General features: G+C 63.0%; 25 protein-coding genes. 10 read left to right on the top strand and 15 right to left on the bottom strand.

The features are described from left to right. Positions 1–4: 4 nt before the first annotated feature. The 3 genes from FEM01_RS01620 to FEM01_RS01610 are packed head-to-tail and all read right to left on the bottom strand — an operon-like array spanning position 5 to position 1312. The gene (locus tag FEM01_RS01620) at positions 5–310 is read right to left on the bottom strand and encodes a DUF6482 family protein (RefSeq protein WP_138217543.1); all 306 of its coding nucleotides are present in this window, start codon (positions 308–310) and stop codon (positions 5–7) included. Next, a complete protein-coding gene (locus tag FEM01_RS01615; protein ID WP_138217542.1) occupies positions 307–843 on the bottom strand; it encodes a DUF3833 domain-containing protein in 537 nt (178 codons plus the stop codon). The genes FEM01_RS01620 and FEM01_RS01615 overlap by 4 nt, the downstream gene beginning before the upstream one ends. Positions 844–847: 4 nt before the next feature. Next, a complete protein-coding gene (locus FEM01_RS01610; protein WP_138217541.1) occupies positions 848–1312 on the bottom strand; it encodes a chalcone isomerase family protein in 465 nt (154 codons plus the stop codon). Positions 1313–1460: 148 nt separating this feature from the next. Between FEM01_RS01610 and FEM01_RS01605 the strand changes: the two genes are divergently transcribed. Then, entirely contained in the window at positions 1461–1952 is a 492-nt protein-coding gene (locus FEM01_RS01605; protein WP_138217540.1) for a DUF1543 domain-containing protein, read from the top strand. A 65-nt stretch (positions 1953–2017) separates the two neighbouring features. Then, entirely contained in the window at positions 2018–2788 is a 771-nt protein-coding gene (locus FEM01_RS01600) for an SDR family NAD(P)-dependent oxidoreductase (protein WP_138217539.1), read from the top strand. A gap of 41 nt (positions 2789–2829) precedes the next feature. On the opposite strand, the gene FEM01_RS01595 is transcribed toward FEM01_RS01600, so the two are convergent. The 3 genes from FEM01_RS01595 to FEM01_RS01585 are packed head-to-tail and all read right to left on the bottom strand — an operon-like array spanning position 2830 to position 4981. Next, positions 2830–3300 carry an arsenate reductase ArsC gene (locus FEM01_RS01595; RefSeq protein ID WP_138217538.1) on the bottom strand — a complete coding sequence of 157 codons (471 nt, stop codon included), beginning with the start codon at positions 3298–3300 and terminating at the stop codon, positions 2830–2832. Between the two features lie 28 nt (positions 3301–3328). Then, a complete protein-coding gene (locus FEM01_RS01590; protein WP_138217537.1) occupies positions 3329–4612 on the bottom strand; it encodes an arsenic transporter in 1284 nt (427 codons plus the stop codon). A gap of 21 nt (positions 4613–4633) precedes the next feature. Next, on the bottom strand, positions 4634–4981 hold the full coding sequence (locus FEM01_RS01585) for a metalloregulator ArsR/SmtB family transcription factor (RefSeq protein ID WP_138217536.1): 348 nt from the start codon (positions 4979–4981) through the stop codon (positions 4634–4636). 273 nt (positions 4982–5254) lie between these two features. On the opposite strand from FEM01_RS01585, the gene FEM01_RS01580 reads away from it, so the two are divergent. The 3 genes from FEM01_RS01580 to FEM01_RS01570 are packed head-to-tail and all read left to right on the top strand — an operon-like array spanning position 5255 to position 8186. Further along, a complete protein-coding gene (locus FEM01_RS01580) occupies positions 5255–6028 on the top strand; it encodes an endonuclease/exonuclease/phosphatase family protein (RefSeq protein WP_138217535.1) in 774 nt (257 codons plus the stop codon). Continuing rightward, complete coding sequence (gene clsB / locus FEM01_RS01575) at positions 6025–7227, top strand: cardiolipin synthase ClsB (protein ID WP_138217534.1); 1203 nt, start codon at positions 6025–6027, stop codon at positions 7225–7227. The genes FEM01_RS01580 and clsB overlap by 4 nt, the downstream gene beginning before the upstream one ends. Then, entirely contained in the window at positions 7227–8186 is a 960-nt protein-coding gene (locus FEM01_RS01570) for a lysylphosphatidylglycerol synthase domain-containing protein (RefSeq protein ID WP_138217533.1), read from the top strand. Before clsB ends, FEM01_RS01570 begins: the two co-directional genes overlap by 1 nt. A 13-nt stretch (positions 8187–8199) precedes the next feature. On the opposite strand, the gene FEM01_RS01565 is transcribed toward FEM01_RS01570, so the two are convergent. Together FEM01_RS01565 and FEM01_RS01560 are read right to left on the bottom strand one after the other, a co-directional pair. Continuing rightward, entirely contained in the window at positions 8200–8430 is a 231-nt protein-coding gene (locus FEM01_RS01565) for a metallothionein (RefSeq protein ID WP_138217532.1), read from the bottom strand. Further along, entirely contained in the window at positions 8430–8891 is a 462-nt protein-coding gene (locus FEM01_RS01560; RefSeq protein WP_138217531.1) for a phosphotransferase system, HPr-related protein, read from the bottom strand. Before FEM01_RS01560 ends, FEM01_RS01565 begins: the two co-directional genes overlap by 1 nt. A 327-nt stretch (positions 8892–9218) precedes the next feature. Here FEM01_RS01560 and FEM01_RS01555 point away from each other — a divergent pair, with 327 nt between their 5' ends. From FEM01_RS01555 to FEM01_RS01540, 4 genes are read left to right on the top strand one after another with little or no spacing between them, the layout of a single operon-like run. Continuing rightward, complete coding sequence (locus FEM01_RS01555; protein WP_138217530.1) at positions 9219–10259, top strand: acyl-CoA dehydrogenase family protein; 1041 nt, start codon at positions 9219–9221, stop codon at positions 10257–10259. Next, positions 10256–11026, top strand: a complete 771-nt coding sequence (locus FEM01_RS01550; RefSeq protein WP_138218152.1) for a PIG-L deacetylase family protein — start codon at positions 10256–10258, stop codon at positions 11024–11026. Before FEM01_RS01555 ends, FEM01_RS01550 begins: the two co-directional genes overlap by 4 nt. Continuing rightward, positions 11023–11622, top strand: a complete 600-nt coding sequence (locus tag FEM01_RS01545; protein ID WP_138217529.1) for a class I SAM-dependent methyltransferase — start codon at positions 11023–11025, stop codon at positions 11620–11622. The genes FEM01_RS01550 and FEM01_RS01545 overlap by 4 nt, the downstream gene beginning before the upstream one ends. Then, positions 11619–12281: a glycosyltransferase gene (locus FEM01_RS01540; protein ID WP_138217528.1), complete on the top strand. Its 663-nt coding sequence runs from the start codon at positions 11619–11621 to the stop codon at positions 12279–12281. The genes FEM01_RS01545 and FEM01_RS01540 overlap by 4 nt, the downstream gene beginning before the upstream one ends. Before the next feature lie 96 nt (positions 12282–12377). Here the strand turns inward: FEM01_RS01540 and FEM01_RS01535 are convergent, their stop codons facing one another. Both FEM01_RS01535 and FEM01_RS01530 read right to left on the bottom strand, forming a co-directional pair. After that, entirely contained in the window at positions 12378–13403 is a 1026-nt protein-coding gene (locus FEM01_RS01535) for a methionine synthase (RefSeq protein WP_138217527.1), read from the bottom strand. 27 nt (positions 13404–13430) lie between these two features. Beyond that, entirely contained in the window at positions 13431–14414 is a 984-nt protein-coding gene (locus tag FEM01_RS01530; RefSeq protein ID WP_138217526.1) for a DUF1852 domain-containing protein, read from the bottom strand. Between the two features lie 369 nt (positions 14415–14783). Between FEM01_RS01530 and FEM01_RS01525 the strand changes: the two genes are divergently transcribed. Next, positions 14784–15134, top strand: a complete 351-nt coding sequence (locus FEM01_RS01525; RefSeq protein ID WP_240791697.1) for a hypothetical protein — start codon at positions 14784–14786, stop codon at positions 15132–15134. 60 nt (positions 15135–15194) lie between these two features. On the opposite strand, the gene FEM01_RS01520 is transcribed toward FEM01_RS01525, so the two are convergent. The 5 genes from FEM01_RS01520 to FEM01_RS01500 form a co-directional block, all read right to left on the bottom strand. After that, the gene (locus FEM01_RS01520; RefSeq protein ID WP_138217525.1) at positions 15195–15542 is read right to left on the bottom strand and encodes a cupin domain-containing protein; all 348 of its coding nucleotides are present in this window, start codon (positions 15540–15542) and stop codon (positions 15195–15197) included. Positions 15543–15560: 18 nt separating this feature from the next. Further along, the gene (locus FEM01_RS01515) at positions 15561–16847 is read right to left on the bottom strand and encodes an NAD(P)/FAD-dependent oxidoreductase (RefSeq protein WP_138217524.1); all 1287 of its coding nucleotides are present in this window, start codon (positions 16845–16847) and stop codon (positions 15561–15563) included. Further along, positions 16844–17587 (bottom strand): amino acid ABC transporter ATP-binding protein, encoded by a 744-nt coding sequence (locus FEM01_RS01510; RefSeq protein WP_138217523.1) that lies wholly within the window; start codon positions 17585–17587, stop codon positions 16844–16846. Before FEM01_RS01510 ends, FEM01_RS01515 begins: the two co-directional genes overlap by 4 nt. Continuing rightward, positions 17584–18240 carry an amino acid ABC transporter permease gene (locus tag FEM01_RS01505; protein WP_138217522.1) on the bottom strand — a complete coding sequence of 219 codons (657 nt, stop codon included), beginning with the start codon at positions 18238–18240 and terminating at the stop codon, positions 17584–17586. The genes FEM01_RS01510 and FEM01_RS01505 overlap by 4 nt, the downstream gene beginning before the upstream one ends. 63 nt (positions 18241–18303) lie before the next feature. Continuing rightward, entirely contained in the window at positions 18304–19062 is a 759-nt protein-coding gene (locus FEM01_RS01500) for an ABC transporter substrate-binding protein (RefSeq protein WP_138217521.1), read from the bottom strand. Positions 19063–19126 lie beyond the last annotated feature (64 nt).

The following is a 19126-nucleotide window of genomic DNA, read 5'->3' as shown; positions in this document are numbered from 1 at the left end:
CGACCTACCACTGGCTGGCCAGGGTTACCGGAACCCGTAACGGCGCAATGGGGCCGTCGCGTTGCCCACACATTTCATCGTGCACCACCTGCTGAACAAGCGTGCAGGGCACTGCTGGCAGGTCGGCCAACAGTTGTCGCAGCTCAGTCGTCGAACGTATCCGCAGCGCTTGCCCTTGGGCATCGCTGAGTGTCAGGGGGCCTGCGTCGGTCAATGCTCGCAGGACATAGAAACCACCCTCCAGCGACAACAGTTCCAACTCCTTTGCCTCGCCGGTCGAAACCATCTGGGTCAGTGCATTCAAGTTCATGGCGTGCCCTCTGGCAGTCTGCGGAAGAACAGGGTTATCTGGCCGATCTCCACCCCCAACTTGGTCATACTTGAGCGGTTGATCAGGGTGTCTTCGTCCATCAGGTACATCCAGTCGTCGAGGTCCACCGTCCAATGCCGCCCATCGACTGGCAGGTCGAGCTGGTAACGCCAGCGCAGCGCGTTACCCGCCACCTCGCCGCGCGCCTCACCGATCACATCACCGGCAGTGCCTCGCCAGCGGCCAGTTCCGTCCGGCACCAGTGTCCAGGTACGTTGCTGGCGAGTGCCATCGCTGTAGAGAAAGTGCTCGTCGAGAATCAAACGCTCACCGTCACGACGGCTGTCGATGCGCACGTGAAAGCGCTTGACCACTTCACCGGAACGCTTCTGGAACATTCCCCAGGCCTGCACCGGCCGGGAAAAGAATGCCGCCAGGTCGAACACCGGTCGCTCTTGTGCGTAGCGCTCGACACTGACGTTGCCGCAACTGCCCAGCAACAGGCATGAAACCAACAACATCGCTCTGTACATGTTTTCAGGCTCCTCGGTCGTTGCCCGCCAGCCCGAGCAAGCGCTGACGCAGTTGTGTATCCCTGGCACACGGGGCGAGCCAGATACTGAAGAACGTCCGGGCGAACAGCGGGTCGGTGATTTCACGGCTGAGCTTGCCGTCGACGTAAACGCTACAACCCTGCCCTGGCAAAAACACGCCTGTGATGCGCATGCCCGGGTGCACCTCCACGAAGGCCTCATCGATTATGTTGGGCCAGACCGCGCATTGCGGCGGCGTCAGGCTGCTGGCGCTGACCCTGCACATCTGCTCGAAAATCTCCTGGACCAAAGCGCCCTTGGACATCGACCGGTGATAGAGCAGCTCAAGGGCAAACGGCCGATTCCAGTCGTGAACAGGGCCCAGTGCCCACAGTTGCACCGTGCAGAAACACTCACCCGAACGGATTAGCTCACCATCACCCAGCCGTTGTACCACTGGCAATTTCATAAGCACCTCTACCCCTCAATGCTGTACAACCATAGCATCTTGTATAAGTATTGTACTGGGTTGCATAGAATTTAATGCGCTACAGCTGCCCTCCAACCAAAGGATCCGGCAGCCCAGCGAGCATCAACAGCACCAAAAGGAATGGCTCATGCTGTACATAGTCCTGCTCGGTGGCCGCCATCCGCGGGCCAGCATCGAGGTCCACGATGTACTGTTCGCACAGGCGGACTCTCTCCAGCACGCGTACCCACAACTGCGCAAGGGATGGTTTGGGAGCCAGCAGGGACTGCACGTCGACGCCTGGATGGAGGTCGCCGGCATTGACCGCTACCGTGTCGAATTCGCCGATGCGGCGCCCGGCCCGGACGACCCACGCCTGTTCTTCATCAACCTCGGGGGCTACGAAGCCAACGTGTTCGGTGAAGCTCACCGCTACCTGCTGGTGGTGGCCACAAACAAGGCCGAGGCCAAGCAACGTGGTAGACGGCAGTTGCAGGCGAACTGGAGCAAACCGCATACCGATGCGGTGCTGGATGTCGACGACTGCTTGCCGGTGGACTCGGTCAACGGTCGCTACGTGCATTTGATCGAAGGCCCGCATGATGGCTTGCGCCAGTACAGCGACTATCTTCTGCTATGAGCCCCAGCCGGCACAGGACGCCGCATTCGCGGTGCAATATCACGGTCTAGCCAAGGTCCTTTCCAATGCGCCTGATCCACAACCTGCAAACACCCGCGAACGTACTGGTCTGCGGGGCTAGCCAAGGCATTGGCCTGGCCTTGTGCGCACAGTTACTGGCACGTGACGACGTCGCACGCGTGTTCGCGGTGTCGCGCCAGGCGATGCGCAGCGCCGAGTTGCAAGCCCTGTCCGCCGATCACCCGCAACGCGTGATGTGCCTGGACTGCGACGCTCGTGACGAGTCGCAATTACAAGCACTCGCCACCCAGCTCGGCGCCCACTGCGATCAGTTGAACCTGGTCCTGTGTACACTCGGCGTGCTGCACGAGGCCCCGGCACGCGCCGAAAAAGCGCTGAGCCAACTAGACATGGCGAGCTTGCTTGGCAGTTTCACCAGCAACTGCTTCGCCCCAATCCTGCTGCTCAAGCATCTATTGCCGCTGTTGCGTCGCCATCCAATGACCTTCGCCGCGTTGTCGGCCCGCGTCGGGTCGATCAGCGACAACCATCTGGGAGGCTGGTACAGCTACCGGGCCAGCAAGGCGGCACTCAACCAACTGATACGCACCGCGAGCATCGAGTTCAAGCGCCTGAATCCCGCTTCAACCCTGCTGCTGCTGCATCCAGGCACGACCGATACCCGGCTTTCGCGGCCCTTCCAGGCGAATGTCGCGCCGGGCAAGTTGCTCACGCCCGCCGATGCTGCCAGCCGCTTGCTGACCCTCGTCAGCCATCACGGTCCCGCGCACAGCGGTACATTCTGGGCGTGGGACGGCACACCGATTGACTGGTGAGCACCAGCCCCGCGTAAAAAATATGCCTTGAGGCGGCCCGTTCAACAGGTGCCGATGCGGTCCAGTTCCTGCTGGAGCTGCGCACGCTCGAGGGTATCGAACGGCAGCGCAAAGAACGCCTGGCAACGAGAGGCGATAAGCGCCAGGGTGGCTCGGAACGCCGCATCGACCGAAGCATCGTCCCCCACTACATCGGACGGATCTGCCAACCCCCAATGCGCCTTCAAAGCAGGCCCGAAATACACCGGGCAAGCCTCACCGGCGGCCTTATCGCAAACGGTAATGACGATGTCAGGAGGGCACCGCTCGAACACTTCATTGCCCTTGCTACACAGTCCATGCGTCGAGATACCCGCCTGCTGCAACGTGGTCAGACTACGCGGCAACACTTGGCCCTTGGGAAAACTGCCAGAACTGACAGCGGTAAAATCGTCCGGCGCCAGGTGATTGAACATGGCCTCCGAGAGGATGCTGCGGCAGCTGTTGGCCGTACACATGAACAGGACTCGCATCGTCGACTCCTTCGCGAGGTGGCGTAAATCAGAGGCTCAGGCGCAAGGCCAGGGCCGACAGGGTGATCAGCAAGACAGGCAAGGTCAGCATGATCCCGACCTTGAAGTAGTAACCCCAGGTGATACTAATACCTTTACGTGCCAAAACGTGTAGCCACAGCAGCGTGGCGAGGCTGCCAATCGGAGTGATCTTCGGGCCGAGGTCGCAACCGATGACGTTGGCATAGATCATCGCCTCACGTACCAGGCCCTGTGCCTCGCTGGCTTGGATCGACAACGCGCCGACCAACACGCTGGGCATGTTGTTCATGACCGAGGACAACAGTGCAGCGATCACTCCGGTTCCCAAGGCGGCGCTCCATAGCCCCTGTTGAGCGAGCCGGTCGAGCAGTTGGGTAAGCAGGTCGGTCAGGCCGGCGTTCTTCAGTCCATACACCACCAGGTACATGCCAAGCGAAAAGATCACCACCTGCCAAGGTGCTTCGCGCAGCACACGACACGTCGCGATGCGCTGGCCGCGCGCGGCGACGGTAAAGAGCAGCGCCGCGCAGACTGCGGCGACCGCACTGATCGGGATACCCAGTGGCTCAAGCGCAAACAGGCCGATCAGCAACACCACCAACACCCACCTGCCGACATTGAACGTGGCATGGTCACGGATCGCCTCGCGCGGCGCCTTCAGCGCAGCGAGCGCATAGTGGCGTGGGATATCACGCCGGAAAAACAGCCACAGCACCAGCAAGGTCGCGGCCACACTGGCCAGGTTCACGGGCAGCATCACCGAGGCATACTCGGCAAAGCCCAGTTTGAAATAGTCAGCCGAGACGATGTTCACCAAGTTGGAGACCACCAGCGGCAGGCTCGCGGTATCGGCGATGAAGCCCGCAGCCATGACAAACGCCAGGGTCGCGGCGGGCGAGAAGCGCAGTGCCAGCAATACCGAGATGACGATAGGCGTGAGAATCAACGCCGCACCATCATTGGCAAACAACGCCGATACCGCCGCGCCAAGCAGTATGCAAAAGGCGAACAGGCGCTCGCCACTGCCGTTGGCCCAACGCGCGACGTGCAACGCCGCCCATTCGAAGAAACCGGCTTCGTCCAGCAGCAGGCTAATGATGATGACGGCGATGAACGTGGCGGTGGCATTCCAGACGATGGCCCAGACCGTGGGGATGTCCTGTAGCGAAACGGCGCCCACCGCCAGGGCGATGATGGCGCCGAGCGAGGCACTCCAGCCGACCCCAAGCCCCCTGGGCTGCCAGATAACCAACGTGAGGGTAAACACAAAGACAGCTATCGCGACCAGCATCGAGCACTCTCGTAAAAAGGATCAGCAGCAGACCGAATCACGCACGGGACGTCCATCCATGGCTTTGAGCCGCCGGGTATTGTCTGCCAACCACGACGCGTTGGCCTGCAAGGTCACCTGCAGCAGGTCATGCACCCAAGCGGGTAACTGCGGATTCAACCGGTAATACACCCACTGCCCTTGGCGACGATCCAGCAGCAGCCCTTGGCTGCGCAGCTGCGCGAGGTGACGGCTGATCTTCGGTTGGCTTTCGTTCAAGGCGCACGTCAGCTCGCAGACGCACAGCTCTCCGAGGCTCGCGACCAGCAGGGTGACACGCGCACGGGTCTCGTCAGACAGACTCTTGAACACCTCAGGCGGAGAAAACATGGAGACACCAATATATATGGAAAATCGAATATACGTATAAACATATATCTAGAGCAAGCGTGCTGTGCAACTCGTCGCTGATGCTGAACCCTTGGCCTGCGCCACAGGTCGCTACTGATAATCGAACGAGCGCATGGGGGCCCTGGTGAACGAAATCCGTATTGGTGTTTGCAGTGGGCGTTATGCGCAATGGCATGACACGACGCCCAAGGAGTTGATCCTATCGGTCAAAGCGCTGCCGACCGAGCCCGCTTCCACACCCAGGGAGCGGCCATGAACACGCCTATATCCGCCCTGCACCGCCGGGGCGACGATACGGCCACCGTGCAACGCATGACCGTGCTGACGCTCAACGTGCACAAGGGATTCACGGCGCTCAACCGTCGCTTCATCCTGCCCGAACTGCGCGAGGCGGTGCGGGCCACCGGTGCTGACCTGGTGTTTCTGCAAGAGGTGCACGGCAGCCATCAACAACATGCGCAGCGCCATCCGGCGTGGCCACAGGCGCCCCAATATGAATTTCTCGCCGACAGCATGTGGCCGCAGTTCGCCTATGGACGCAACGCGGTTTACCCCGATGGCGACCACGGTAATGCCCTGCTGTCCAAGTTCCCCATCCGTGACCACAACAACCTGGATGTCTCGATTCACGGCAACGAGGCGCGCGGGCTGCTGCACTGCCGGCTCGAAGTGCCCGGCCACGCCCAGGTGCACACGATCTGCGTGCACCTGGGCCTGCGCGAGGGCCATCGGCAACGTCAGATCGACCTGCTGCTGGGGTTGCTCGATAGCCTGCCGGCGCACGAACCGGTGATCGTCGCTGGCGACTTCAACGACTGGCGCCTGAAGGCCGATGCGCAGTTGTCGGGTCATCTGGTCGAAGCATTCGGCACGCCGGCGCGTAGCTTCCCCGCGCGTCTGCCGCTGCTGCGCCTGGACCGTATCTACCTGCGCAATGCCCACGCCTGCCAGGCGCGGGTGCTGTCCAGGTTTCCGTGGTCACACCTTTCCGACCATGCCCCACTGGTAGCGCAGGTGACCTTATGAAGCAGCCTTGGTGCAACGGCAACCACATCGAACTGCTGATCAATGGCGAGCAGTACTACCCCCGTGCATTCGAGGCCATGGCCCAGGCCCGCGAGGAAATCCTCCTGGAAACTTTCATCATCTATGACGACAAGGTCGGCCAGCCGCTGCGCCAGGCGTTGATCGACGCGGCCCGGCGCGGCGTGCGGGTCGAAGTGGCATTCGATGGCTACGGCACCGCGGATTTACCCGACGAATTCATTGCGTCGATGACCGAAGCCGGGGTGCACATCCATGCGTTCGATCCTCAACCGCGCATGATCGGCATGCGCACCAACCTGTTTCGCCGCCTGCACCGCAAGATCCTGGTAATCGATGGACAGCGTGCGTTCATCGGCGGCATCAACTACAGCGCCGATCACCTGGGGGACTTCGGCGCGCAAGCCAAGCAGGACTACGCCGTGGAAGTCACCGGCCCTGTGGTCGCGCAAGTGCACAGCGCCTCCTGCCGGATGCTCGCAGCGGTCCTGGAAGATGGTAGCCGGGTCAAACCCCGGCATGCGCCGCACGGCACCGCCAGCGCCATGCTTGTTGAGCGCGACAACCAGCAGCATCGCAACGATATCGAGCGCAGCTACCTGGAGGCATTTCGCCAGGCTACACAACGTATCGTGGTGGCCAACGCCTACTTCTTCCCTGGTTACCGCCTGTTGCGCGAGCTGCGTAACGCTGCGCGCCGGGGCGTGGAGGTGACGCTGATCCTTCAGGGGCAACCTGATATGCGTTGGGTTCGTACGTTGTCGCGCCTGCTCTACAACTACCTGTTACGCGACGGCGTGCAGATTCTCGAATACCGCCAGCGCCCGCTGCACGGCAAAGTGGCGCTGGTGGACGAGGACTGGTCGACCGTGGGGTCCAGCAACCTCGACCCGCTGAGCCTGTCGCTCAACCTCGAAGCCAACCTGTTAATCCGTGACCGCGCCTTCAACCAAGGCCTTTACCAACATTTGAGCGAACTTTCCCGGGACCACTGCACGGCGGTGACACTCGAACGCATGGTGCGCGGCTACTGGTGGCGCGCGCCGCTAATTTTCCTGGGCTTTCATATTACCCGCTATTTCCCGAGAATCGCCGGCTGGTTTCCGGCCCACCGGCAACGCCTGCAATCGCTGCAAGCCGGCAGCCTGGCGCCGGCCGACTACCAGGGGGGTGAAACGTGATGGCAACGCCACGCTGGCAAACCTGGGGCAAGCGCGTGCTGACGCTGCTGTTTCTGGTGTTGATCCCGGTACTGCTGTTCACCCTGGCGCGCAACTTGGATTGGAACGAGGTGCGCCAGTCGCTGCTGGCCTATCGGCCTGGCACCTTGGCGCTGGGCTTGCTGCTGGCGGCCTGCAGCTATCTGGTATTTGCCAGCTACGACCTGCTCGCTCGCGCCTATACCGGCCACCGCCTACCGGCCCGGCAAGTGTTGCCGGTGGCGTTCGTGTGCTATGCCTTCAACCTCAACTTCACCACCTGGGTGGGTGGCGTTGCCTTGCGCTACCGCTTGTACAGCCGGCTGGGCCTGGAGACGGCGACCATCACGCGCATCCTGACCTTGGGTCTGTTGACCAACTGGATGGGCTACCTGCTACTGGCCGGCACGGTGTTCGCCCTTGGCCTGGTTAAACTCCCGGCAAGCTGGGCCGTCGGTGCCGGCGGTCTGCGCCTGATAGGCGTGCTGATGGTGGCGCTCGGCGTGGCTTACGTGCTGGCATGCGCCTTCTGCACGCGACGTACCTGGGTGCTGCGCGGGCATGAGATCACATTGCCTAGCCTGCGCCTGGCGTTGTGCCAGGTAGCCCTGGGTGCCAGTAACTGGGCATTGATGGCTGCGCTGATCCACCTGCTGCTGCCGTCCGAGCTGTTCTACCCCTCGGTGTTGGGGGTGCTGCTGATCAGCTGCGTGGCGGGCGTGGTCGCGCATATCCCAGCAGGGCTCGGCGTGCTGGAGGCCGTGTTCCTCGCGCTTCTACAAGGCCAACTGGGCCAGGGGACGCTGGTCGCTGCCCTGCTGGGCTATCGAACCCTGTACTACTTGGTGCCGCTGTTGGTGGCGGTGGTGACCTACCTGATCCTCGAGCAGCGCGCCAAGGCCTTGCGCCAACAGGCCGATCCGGCCTTGGACAAGCGCTGATCGAACAGGCTGCCTAGGGCGAAACCGGATCACCCATAGGACCGGTTTCATCCAGGGCACTGTCGGCACTACTCGGCTTTGGCTGACCCCGCTCGCTACACGTGCAGTCGGCCATGCGGCACGGTTCCCCGCTGCTATGGCCGTTTGCACAGGCCTCGCAGCAATACGCCTTGCCGTCCTGGAGCGCGGCATTGGCGTCCACGCTACAGGTACACGCATTACAGGAACAGCGTTGCGCGCTCATCAAGGCGCCCTCCCCTGGTCATCGGGCACCACTTCGTCGGTCCATGGCTCGCCATCCAGTGGCGCGGCGCGCGCCAGCTCGGCCTCGTCCAGGCCAATACCGCCACCGATCTCGTGGGCTTGCACCTCGCGCAGGGCTTGGTCCGCCGGGCCATCCGCCGTGCCAGGTTCATCCGGGTCTCGCGCACCGGTTTCGTCGAACAACGTTTCGGGGCTCAGGTCGTCGAGGGTGACGTTGTCTTCATGCGGGCTATCGCCCAGTGCCTCATCACCGGTCATGCCGTTTTCAGCGACCTGTGGCGACCGATAGTGCTGATCAATCTCAGGCGCCGGAGGCTCGTCACCGATGCGGCCCGTGCGTTCGTCGCGACGCTCGCTGAAGTCCAGCTCGTGCACGCTGCCCATGCGGTCTTCAGTATCGTCGATTTCAACCTGCGGCTTTGGCCGTGAAGGGGTGGACATGGCGGTTCTCCATCTATTGGCTTCACTCGGTCGACCGTCCTCTTGGAGAAATGATTCAGAGTTTCTTCAACGCGTACACCGGCACTTTTTTGGAACTCCGCCCCCACACGTCGCCTCCCAACCCAAAGACCTGCGAACTGTTTTGGAGCCCGCCATGGCACAGCCACTGAAGGAGTACCCGCCAAAGCGCGCCCTCACGGCCACCCTAGAACCTGCGGGTGTACGCGAAATGCGCAGTCCACTTTCCAGAGGGCCATTCCCACGCCGCCGCTGTAATCGTGTGGAAACGCGGTATCTGGGAGCCGGCAGTCGAGGAGGCATTCACCCGTGAGCCAAGCTCAGCACTTCAACCTGAACGCATTCGATGCCCAACTGCGCCGCTTCGCCGCGCGCCCGCTGGCCTCGGGCCTCGACCCCTCGCTGGCGCACCTGCTGCGAGCGCTACGCGACGAGCAGCTTGACCGACTTCCGTTGCCCGGCCAGGGACATACCCTGGAACGCTGGCGGGCCCTGGCCCAGGTCGCCGCTTGCGACCTGGGTCTGGCCAAGCTCTACGAAGGCCATACCGACGCTCTGGCGATCCTCGCCGAATGCGCCGCCAGCGCGCCTGACGGCGAGAGCATCTGGGGCGTGTGGGCCGCAGAACCACCGGATGCGCGAACCTGCATCGTCGAGCGAGACGGTCAACGCGTGCGTCTGCAAGGCCGCAAGGCCTGGTGCTCAGGCGCACTGCAGATCGACCGGGCACTGCTGACCGCCTGGGAAGGCGAGCGGGCGCAGTTGGTCGCCATCGAACTGGGCCACCCCAGCCAGCATATCGAGGCCGGGCACTGGCAGGCCGTTGGCATGGCCGCGACCGCCAGTGTCAGCATCGCGTTCGACAACTCGCCTGGGCTGGCCATCGGCGCACCGGGCCAGTACCTGTCACGCCCTGGCTTCTGGCAGGGCGGTGCCGGAATCGCTGCCTGCTGGTATGGCGCGGCCACCGGCTTGGCGCACTACCTGCGCGAACACTGCCACAAGCCCCGACCCGACCCACACGCCGACGCGCACCTGGGCGCGGTCGATAGCGCCCTGCACGGGGCCCGCGCCGCCCTTCGCGACTGCGCGGCGTGGATCGACAAACACCCGTGCGCGGATGCCAGCCTCCAGGTAAGACGCACCCGCGCCCAGGTCGAGCACGCCGTCGAACAGGTCATCCAGCATGTCGGGCATGCGCTCGGCGCCACGCCCTTTTGCCGCAGCGCCCGCTTCGCCAGGCTCAGTGCGGACCTGCCGGTGTACCTGCGCCAAAGCCACGCCGAGCGCGACCTGGCCGAATTAGGCCAACAACTGACCGGCATGCCGGAGGGAGCATGGCAATTATGAGCCAGAACCTGATTCAGGCAGCGCCGGGCACGCCCTGGAGCGCGTGGCAACAATCCGCCCAGCTGGCCCGCGCCACCTGGCTGTCACCCGAGCAGCTGTGCCCGCCCGGACGGCGCCTGGTGCTGTTGGCACCGCACCCGGACGACGAAATCCTCATGGCCGGTGGACTACTGGCAGGTTTTCACGGCCGAGAACAGGACCTGTTGTTGATTTCGGCCACCAATGGCGAAGGCAGCCACCCAGGTTCTGCACAATGGACCGAACGCCGCTTGCGTCACCAGCGCCCACTGGAAAGCCGTCATGCCCTGCAACTGCTGGGCCTGGACCTCAACCGTCTGGACTGGCGACGCCTGAACCTCAAAGACGGCGCCCTGGCGCACGATGAAGCCTTTCTGGTCACCCACCTGGAACAGGTGCTCCAGCCCGACGACCTGTTGCTGACCACCTGGCGCGGCGACGGGCACTGCGATCACGAAGCAGCGGGCCGCGCGTGCGCGCGGGTGGCCCAGGCGCGCCGCGCGCAGTTGGTCGAAGTGCCGGTATGGGCTTGGCATTGGGCCTCCCCGGACGATCCGCGCCTGCCCTGGCCGCAGGCGCAGCGCGTGCAACTCGATGATCTGCGCCTGGCCCGCAAGCGCCAGGCCCTGGCCGCGCATGCCAGCCAGTTGCAAGCCGACGGCGAGCGCCCGCCGGTGCTGCCCGAACACCTGCAAACCTGCCTGTTGCAGCCATTCGAATTGATCTTTGTTTCACGGGGGGCTGCATGAGCCTGGACGCACAGTACTTCGCCGCGTTGTACGCAAGCAACGATGACCCATGGGCATTTCGTACCCGTTGGTACGAACGACGAAAACGCGAGCTGGCCGTGGCCAGCCTGCCTCGCCAAGGCTATGCCCGCGTATTCGAGCCGGCCTGCGCCAACGGCGAGCTGAGCGTGCTGTTGGCCGAGCGCAGTGCCGAGCTGCTGTGCCAGGACATCGACCCCACCGCCGTGGCCCTGGCGCGCCAGCGCCTGGCAGGGGTAGCGCACACCCGCGTCGAACAAGGGCAACTGCCCGGTGACTGGCCAGGCGGACAGTTCGACCTGATCGTGCTTAGCGAGATCGGCTACTACCTCGACCCCACCGACTGGCGGCAGGTGATCGAGCAGGCCGTCGCCAGCCTGAGCTACGACGGTGGCCTGCTCGCCTGCCACTGGCGGCATCCCATCGCTGGCTGTCCGCAGGATGGCCGTGAGGTGCATGCCCTGCTGGCCAGGCACCTGCCGCTTTATCCGCTACTGCGTCACGAGGAAGCGGACTTCCTGCTGGAGTACTGGTCCTGCCAACCCAGTGTCGTCGACCTGGACGAGACGTGCCCATGATTGCCGTGATCATCCCCGCACACAACGAAGCTCGCCGTCTCGGACGCTGTCTGACGGCGGTCAGGGTCGCGGCGGCGCGGGCCGAGGCCGCAGGCTTGGTGGTCGAGGTGCTGGTGGTGCTTGATCGCTGCTCCGACGCCAGCGCGCGCATCGCCCACCGCCATGGGGTGCAGACCTTGGCACTGGAGGCCGGCAATGTCGGGATTGCCCGGCGCGCCGGCGCGGCCTGGATGATCGAGCGTGGCGCCCACTGGCTGGCCTTCACCGACGCTGACAGCCGCGTACCGGCGCACTGGTTGGTGTCGCAACTGCAATGGCACGCCGATGCGGTCTGCGGCACGGTGCACATCGACCGCTGGCAGCCCTGGCAGAACGCCGCGTTGCGTCAGTTGTACCGCAGCCGCTACCAGTCCCAGGACGGCCATCGGCATATTCACGGTGCCAACCTTGGCGTGTGCGCCAAGGCCTATGCGCGGGTCGGCGGCTTCGAGCCGCTGCCCGCGCACGAAGACGTACAACTGGTACTGGCCCTCGAGGCCAGCGGTGCACAGATCATCTGGAGCGGCGCACATAGCGTGGCCACCAGCAGCCGAGCTGATTGCCGCGCGCCTCAGGGCTTCGGGGATTACCTGAAAGCGCTGCAAGAGCAGTTGCCTTGAACCGGTGGCCATGACGACTTGTTCGACGCGATCAAGCCGATGAGTGACTCGGCATCGCGCTGGTGCCTACAAGGTCGCCGCCCCAGCGCAATCGTGCTACGACAGTTCTTCGCGAACGATCCGCGCTCCGGCGCTCAGCGCGTGCAGCTTGCCCCGCGCCACGCCACGCGGTAGCGGGGCCATGCCGCAATTGGTGCAGGGATAAAGCTTGTCGGCATCTACGAACTGCAACGCCTTGCGCAAGGTGTCGGCAACCGCCTCAGGGGTTTCGATGGCCGGGTTGGCCACGTCGATGGCACCGACCATCACTTTTTTGCCACGGATCAACTCGATCAGTTCCATGGGCACATTGGCGTTGTGGCACTCCAGCGAGACGATATCGATGCTCGATTGCTGCAACCTCGGAAAAACCTGTTCATATTGCCGCCACTGCGAACCCAATGTGCCTTTCCAATCGGTATTGGCCTTGATGCCGTAGCCGTAGCAAATGTGCACGGCGGTTTCGCACTTCAGGCCCTCGATCGCGCGCTCCAAGGTAGCCACGCCCCACGCATTGACCTCGTCGAAGAAGACATTGAAGGCCGGCTCGTCGAACTGGATGATGTCCACACCCGCCGCCTCGAGTTCGCGGGCCTCCTCGTTGAGAATCCTGGCAAACTCCCAGGCCAGCTTTTCGCGGCTCTTGTAGTGCGCGTCATACAGCGTATCGATCATCGTCATCGGCCCTGGCAGCGCCCATTTGATGGGTTGCGAGGTGTGCTGGCGCAAGAACGTTGCGTCCTCCACGAATACAGGCTTCTGACGCGCCACCGCGCCCACGACGGTCGGCACACTGGCGTCATAGCGGTCGCGAATTCGCACGGTCTGGCGCTTCTGGAAATCGACACCGCTGAGGTGTTCGATAAACGTCGTGACGAAATGCTGGCGCGTTTGCTCGCCATCACTGACGATGTCGATGCCGGCCTGTTGTTGTTCGTGCAATGCCAGGCGCAACGCATCCCGCTTGCCCTCTCGCAGCGCTTCACCTTGCAGTTTCCAGGGTGACCAAAGCGTTTCAGGTTGGGCGAGCCAGCTCGGTTTCGGCAGGCTGCCAGCAGTTGAAGTAGGCAACAGTTTTATCATGATCCAAGACCTTGTCGTTCAGGGCATTCAGACGGCATAGCGAGCGCACCACTGCGCAAGCATGGCGTGGTACGGCTTGATGAAGTGTTCTTCGGCAAAGCGCCCCTGCTCGACCGCTAACCTGCTTCGCTCCTCTCGGTCATAGACGATCCGGGTCAGTGAATAGTCCTGGTGCTGCAAGCTGGGCTGATAGGCGCTAGCGGCTGCCGAATTCGCGTTGTAAAGCTCGGGCCGGTAAATCTTCTGGAAGGTGTCCATCGTGCTGATCGTGCCGATCAACTCAAGGGGGGTGTAATCGCCCAGCAGGTCACCTGCACAGTAGAACGCCAAGGGCGCGACGCTGTGCGGCGGCATGAAGTAACGCACCTTCAGGCCCATCTTCTGGAAGTATTCATCCGTCAAGGAGTCTTCATCCTGGCGGTATTCGACACCCAGCACAGGATGCCGATTCTCGGTTCGCCGGTAGGTCTTGCTGCTGGAAACGCTCAGGCAGATCACCGGGGCTTTGCTGAAATGCGTCCGGTAGGCACTGGAGTTCACGAAGCACTTGAACAGCTTGCCGTGCAGAACGCCAAAATCATCGGGAACACTAAAGGTCGGCTGACCTTGGTTATGCTCCGGCAACCGCACGCTGAAGTCATAGTCGCGCACGTAGGACGAGAAATTGTTGCCGACGATGCCATCGATCCGTGCATTGCGGTGGCGGTCGAGCACGGTAACTTTCAATAGCTCGATCAATGGCAACGCAGGCACCGCGCGCGGATCGTCGAGGGTCATTTCGACAGACACGATGTCCAGTTCCAGCGCATAGCGAGTGCCGCTCGGGTTATCCCAGTGCGCCAACGCATTGAAGCGATTGTCGATCATCTGCAAGGTGTTGCGCAGGTTCGCCTGACGGCTACTGCCTCGTGCCAGGTTGGCAAAGTTGGTGGTAATACGCGTGTTGTCCGACGGCTGATATTGCTCATCGAAACGAACGCGTTTGATGGCAAATGCAAACTCCTGGCTCATGTTGGCCTCACACCCTGAACGCGAAAGGGACTGCAGCACCGCCAGCAATTGGCAGGCTAGCGTCTGCGGGAAAATTCAATGAGGGCGATTGTCATGGCCAGACGATCATGAAACAAACTCAATTATTTTGAGTTCTTATTTAATATTTCTCATGTTAAACCCTGGACGCGCGACGCCAGTGGTCATGATAGGCTAACGTAAGGATTCGGTAAGCGAATTGTAAATTACTGAATTTATTGGCTATTTTCTAAAGCGAGGGAGAACTTCTGGGCTGTTTGCCGTCTATTTGAACAGGTTACCCGGCACGCCCCAGCGGCTTCAGCGCAGGCGGCCATTCGTTCATGGATCTGGTCCGAGGAGTTCTACCCAATGAAACCCTACGCCCCGCAATGGCTGCTGGCTGGCCTGTTCGCACTTGTTTCGATGGGCAACGCCTGCGCCATGCAGGCCAAGCCGGTCTCGCCTGCCCTGGTCACTGAAAGAGCGGATACCACGTATACCCGCCCGGCATCCGACACCCCATGGCCAGGCTTGGCCGGCTTGACCCGCACCGCCAACGGCGCGCAGCTGGCGGGCAATGACCGCTACTGGCGCGATGGCCGCTGGCACTCGCACAGGGAAGATCTGCGCAAGGCCAAATGGCGCAAGGAGCAAGCGCGCAAAGAGGCCGAGCGCCGTCGGCAATGGGAGCGTCAACACGCCCACCGCCACTATCGCTGAACGCTTCAATGGAGGGGGCCGGCAGCGCCGCCCCCCAACACGCCGCGCTGACGGCTGCGATTACCCGAACACCACATAGCTTTTGCGCAACGTGCGGCGCACGACCCACGTGCCCTGGCAATCCTCAGGGAAGCACAGCGTATCACCGGCGCAGAACTCCAGCGGCTGGCCGCCATCCGGGGTGAAGCTGCCCTCGCCACTGATGATGTAGCTGTATTCGGCCTGCTTCAACGCCCGCCGGAAGCTTCCCGGCGTACACTCCCAGATGCCAGTCGAGGCTTCGACACCCGGCAGATCGTACTGCCCCGCGGTACGGGTATGGGCGAGCCCATCGCCCACCGGTTTGGCCACCGCCAGCGCGTCGCTGAACTGCGCATCGGTCACGGCTTTGATCACTACAGGCTGCATGCAGACCTCTCCTTGAACTCAGGCAATGGCATCGAGCAAGCGGTACCAGGCAATCCCCACCCCCAGGTACAGCCGCTGTAGCCCATGAAACGGAATCGGCCGGATCGGCGAGACCGGAAACGGGAAATGCTCGGTCTGCCCCAGCAGGCGCTGCGCCAGGTGACGGCCCAAGGTGCTGGCCATGGCGATACCCCGACCGTTGTAGCCCAGCAGGATGCTCAGCCCCGGGGCCGGCTCGTGCAGATGCGGCAGGAAATCCTGGGTCAGCGCCACGCGCCCGGCCCACTGGTATTCGAATTCGACGCCCTTGAGCTGCGGGAACAGGCCGAACACCGAATTGCGCAGGTGATTCCAGTCACTGTCCGAGCGCGGCTCGGCAAACGGGCCGCGCCCCCCCATCAGCAAACGCCCCTGGGCATCTTGCTTGAAGTACACCAGCAGGCGCCGGGCGTCGGAGCACACCTCCCCCTTGGGCAGCACAGTGTTTCGCAGGTGCTCCGGCAATGGGCGGGTGGCTACGATGAAGCTGTTGGCCGCCAGCACGGTCTGGCGCAGCTTGGGCCAGAGTTCGTCGGTGTAGCCATCGGTGGCCAGCACCACGCGCTCAGCACGGACCTCGCGCCGGGTCGCGGTGCTCAGGGTCCAGCCACGGCTGTCGCGGCGCAAGCCGGTGACGCGGGTATGGCCATGGATCTGCGCGCCCTCCTGCTGCGCAGCCCGGGCCAGGCCGCGCACATAATTGAGCGGGTGCACGCTGCCCGCGCGCGGATCGACCCAGGCGCCCAGATAGTCGTAACTGCCGATGCGCTGGGCGACACGGCCCTGGTCGAGCATTTCCACCGCCACTCCCCGCTGGCGCCACTGCTCGGCCCGGCGTTCGATTACGCGCATCGCGGCAGGCGTGGCCGCCGGCTGAATCCAGCCTTTGCGCGTGGCATCGCACTGGATGTCGTAGTGCCGGATCAGCTCGAACACCTCGTCGGCAGCGCCCCCGGCCACCTCGATCAGGCGCTGGCCCTGCTCAGGACCGTACAGCCGGAGCAATTGCTCGGGATCATGCTTGAGGCCGGGAATCACCTGTCCACCGTTGCGCCCCGAGGCGCCCCAGCCCGGCTCACCGGCATCCAGCACGCAGACCCGCACGCCTTGGCGCGCCAGGTGCAGCGCCGTGACCAGCCCGGTGTAGCCGGCCCCCACCACCGCCACGTCAACCTGCAGGTCATCCTGCAGCGCTGGCGTGTGTACCCCGGGGTTGGCCGTGGCAGCCCACAGCGACGGCGGCAAGACCCACGCGCGAGCGCTCATGCCTGCCCCCCAGAGTTATTCAACAGACGGCGCAGGAACTCCTGGGTGCGCGGCTGCTGCGGCGTGCCGAGCACCTCGCCGGCAGGCCCCTCTTCGATGATGCGCCCGCCGTACAGGAAGCAGACCTTGTCCGCCACCTCACGGGCAAAGCCCATTTCATGGGTCACCACCACCATGGTCATACCTTCGTCCGCCAGCTTGCGCATCACCGCCAGCACCTCACCCACCAGTTCGGGGTCCAGTGCTGAGGTCGGCTCGTCGAACAGGATTGCCTTGGGCCGCATGGCCAGTGCCCGGGCAATCGCCACGCGTTGTTGCTGGCCACCGGACAGCTCGTCCGGGTAGGCGTCCATGCGGTGCCCCAAGCCGACCTTCTCCAGCAGGCTGCGGGCATGCTCGCGGGCCGCGACAAGGGGCTCTTTTTTCACGAATACCGGCCCTTCCATGACGTTCTGCAACGCCGTGCGATGGGGGAACAGGTTGAAGCGCTGGAACACCATGGCCACCTCGGTGCGGATGTCATGAATGCTCTTGTGGTTGCGATCGACCCGCTTGCCCTCCACCAGGATGTCGCCCCCTTCATAGGTTTCCAGGCCGTTGATGCAACGGAGCAAGGTAGACTTGCCCGACCCCGAGGGTCCGATCAGGCACACCACCTGCCCGCTCTCGACGCCCAGATCGATACCTTCGAGCACCCGCGTATTGCCATAGCTCTTGTGCAGGGACTGGATAGTGATCATGCGGATTTCCTCGTGGCGATACGCGCCTCGAGACGGCGCAGGGCATACGACAACGGCAGGCTCAGGGACAGATAGAGCAGTGCCACCAAGGTGTAGACCGTCATGTTCTCGAAGGTCGACGAGGCGATCAGCTGACCGGCGCGGGTCATCTCGGCAACCGTGATGGTCGACACCAGCGAGGAGTCCTTGAGCATCATCACCAGGGTGTTGCCGTAGGGCGGCAAAGCGATACGAAACGCCTGGGGCAGCACGACCCGACGCATGATCATTGGCCCGCGCATGCCGATGGACTCGGCGGCCTCGATCTGGCCCTGCTGGATGGCCTGGATGCCGGCGCGGAAGTTTTCAGCCTGGTATGCCGAGTAGGCGATGCCCAGGCCAATGATACCGGCCTGCAAGGCCGTGAGCTGGATGCCGAACTCCGGCAGCACGAAGTAGATGTAGAACAGTTGCACGATGATCGGCAGGCCGCGAATGACGTTGACCACGGTAATGCCGCAAAGCGCCACTGCGCGCACCTTCGATACCATCATCAGCGCGAAGGCCAAACCAATGATCGAACTCAGCAGGAACGAGGCAATCGTGACCTGCACGGTGACCACCGCGCCATTCAACAGAATGGGCAGGAAGTCCAGAGCGTTCTGGAGAAACATAAGGGTGTCCGCGATGGGGGAATCAGGAAACCGGTGCCTGGCGAAGGCACCGGCTGACGAGGATCAGTCCAGCTGCCACTTGCCGATGATGCTGGCCAGGGTGCCGTCGGCCTTGATGCGGGCGATGCCTTGGTTGACCTGGGCGAGCATCTGCGGATCGCCCTTGCGCATGATCAGGCACACCTGGCCGATCACCTGGGGCTTGTAGCTGTCGACCAGGCGGACTTTCTTCAAGGTGCCTTGGGCTTTCTGGTAAGCCAGGATCGGGTGGTCGCCGAAGCCTGCCTTGATACGCCCCAGCGCCAGGTCGCGGGTCAGATCGGCGAGCGAGTCGTAGCCACGCACTTCCTTGAAGAAGCCACGGCGGTTGAGTTCGTCGAGAAACACCGTACCGACCTGCGCGCCAACCACTTCGCCCTTGAAGTCATCCATGCTGGTGTAAGCCTGGGTGTCGTCGTCACGCACGATCAGGCCCTCGCCGTATTCGAACACCGGATCCGAATACTGCACCACTTTCTCGCGCTCTGGGGTGCGCAACATGGCAGCGGAAATCAGGTCGATCTTCTTGGCGGTGAGCGACGGAATCAGCGCGGCGAAAGTGGTCTGGGTAATCTCCACGTCGAAACCCGCCGCCTTGGCCACGGCATGGGCGGAGTCGACCATCATCCCTTGGATACTGTTGCTTTTGACATCGAGGAAGGTGAACGGCACACCCGTTGCGGTGGCGCCGACCTTGTAGGTTTCGGCCTGGGCAAGTACGCAGGTAAGGCTACCGGCGAGTAATGCCAGGGCGCAGGTGAACACGCGAAGACGTTGATACATTGCTGAACACTCCCATTTCACGCGACTTATTGTGCTTATGCGTAGGGTTGGCCTCAGGTATCGG

The sequence above is a fragment of the Pseudomonas mosselii genome (assembly GCF_005796105.1).
Taxonomy (GTDB): domain Bacteria; phylum Pseudomonadota; class Gammaproteobacteria; order Pseudomonadales; family Pseudomonadaceae; genus Aquipseudomonas; species Aquipseudomonas mosselii_C.
Note: the sequence above shows the minus strand (reverse complement) of the source record. Positions and strands in the feature narration are given on the sequence as shown.